We start from the raw sequence: 1,608 nt of genomic DNA on the forward strand, positions 1-1,608 counted from the left end.
TAGCTTGATCTTTAACCTGTGCGGCGTGGTCGTGGGGTGGTCGACTTCTTCGTTCGTTGTTTCGCCGCCGGTGTTTTGCGAGGTGTGTGGACGTCGTGGCGTGGGGTGGGTCGGGTGTTCTTTCGGCCTGGGGGTCGTCCGGGGCCCGGACGAGAAGGTTTCGGTGCTTGGGCCGGGCAGTTCGCCTTGGGGCGGATGTGCCGGAAGTCGCGGCGGACTCGTGCGGGGGTAAGCCGTTCCGGTGGGACAGGCCTTTCCCAGGGGCGACGCCGGTCGGCCGCCAGCGGGCGGGCGAGCCGCAGTTGGGTGTAGGCGGCGAGGATCAGCCAGGTCCATCGGTCGGCTGCCTCGGGGGTGCGGATCTTCGGGGAGGTCCAGCCGAGGGTCTGTTTGAAGAGGCGGAAGGTGTGCTCGATGTCGAAGCGTCGCAGGTATGCCTGCCAGAGCCGGTCGGCGTCTGCCGCAGTGGCGTCGGTGCCCGACCACCACAGCCAGACCGGCTTGGGGGTTGCTCCGCTGGGCAGGTGCTCGATGTCCAGGCGGATCACGGTCCCTTCGACGACGGGGAGGGTGCCGTCGGCTGCGGCCCAGGAGGAGCGGTGGGTCAGTTTGGGGTGCAGGCGGTCCCAGGAGCGGGCCCTGGCGGTGCCGTAGAGGCGTGTGTCGGTGACTGTTTCGGTGTCCGGGGTGCCCCAGGTGTCGGGCTGCCCGAAGACGAACTCGCCGCCGTGCCGGGGCGGCCGGCCCTGGGTGTGCGGGAGCCGGGGTGGGACAGCTCTGCGCAGGACGCGGTCGGATCGCATCCTGGCCAGCACCTGGACCGGCAGGTCTTTGAGGAGGAAGCCGAGGCGGGGTGCGTCGTATCCGGCGTCCGCGACGATGAGGATGTCGGGGTCACCCGTCTGCCACTGCCCCGCTGCGATCAGTCGCTGAAGCAGATCGCGCAGTTGGCGGGAGGTGACGGTGGCGATGTCGTCGCCGGGCTCCAGGCGGAGTGCGTCCAGGGGTGCGGTCCATGAGCTGCGGCCCGGCTCCAGTGCGCAGACGATCGAGTAGGGCCAGCCGGGGACGGGGATGTGCTGGTCCTTGCCCCGGCCGTAGGTGTGGCACAGAATCCGCTGCGGTGAGGTGTGCGCGTCGGGCCGCAGCCAGCAGGTGACGTCGATGGCCAGGACCAGCCGGCCGTCGGCAGCCCGTGGCAGTGGCACTTCGGCCAGTGCCCGCCGCAGCCGGCCGGCATCGATGCGGCCACGGGCCACCGCGGCGTAGAGCCCGCCATGGCCGCGGCGGTGTTCACCCACCAGCGACAACTCGGCCAGAGACCTCACCGGTCCGTCGCCGCACAGAACGGCATCGGCCAGCTCGAACAAGGCGTCCGAACGGGTGGTCAGGCAGGAGTGGAACTCGCCCCGGAAGCATGACAGTTGTGCCAATGCGTCAGACCCGGCGTCGTGATGCAGCAGACTCATCCTCACGGCCTTCGTTCTGAATGTGTGTGTTCCTTGGTCGGAGCACATGTTCAGACGAAGGCCGCTTCCACGTACGGCAGTTACCGGACCGAGTGATCAAGTTCGACCTGCCATTCGACGCCGAACGTTAAAGATCAAG

Annotated in this window: 1 protein-coding gene; it reads right to left on the reverse strand. The window is 68.5% G+C overall.

The window, feature by feature from the left end:
• Positions 1–11 precede the first annotated feature (11 nt).
• Positions 12–1,469 (reverse strand): NF041680 family putative transposase, encoded by a 1,458-nt coding sequence (locus ACFTZC_RS41935; protein WP_382899363.1) that lies wholly within the window; start codon positions 1,467–1,469, stop codon positions 12–14.
• Positions 1,470–1,608 lie beyond the last annotated feature (139 nt).

The organism is Streptomyces sp. NPDC056987 (genome assembly GCF_042673865.1).
GTDB lineage: Bacteria > Actinomycetota > Actinomycetes > Streptomycetales > Streptomycetaceae > Streptomyces.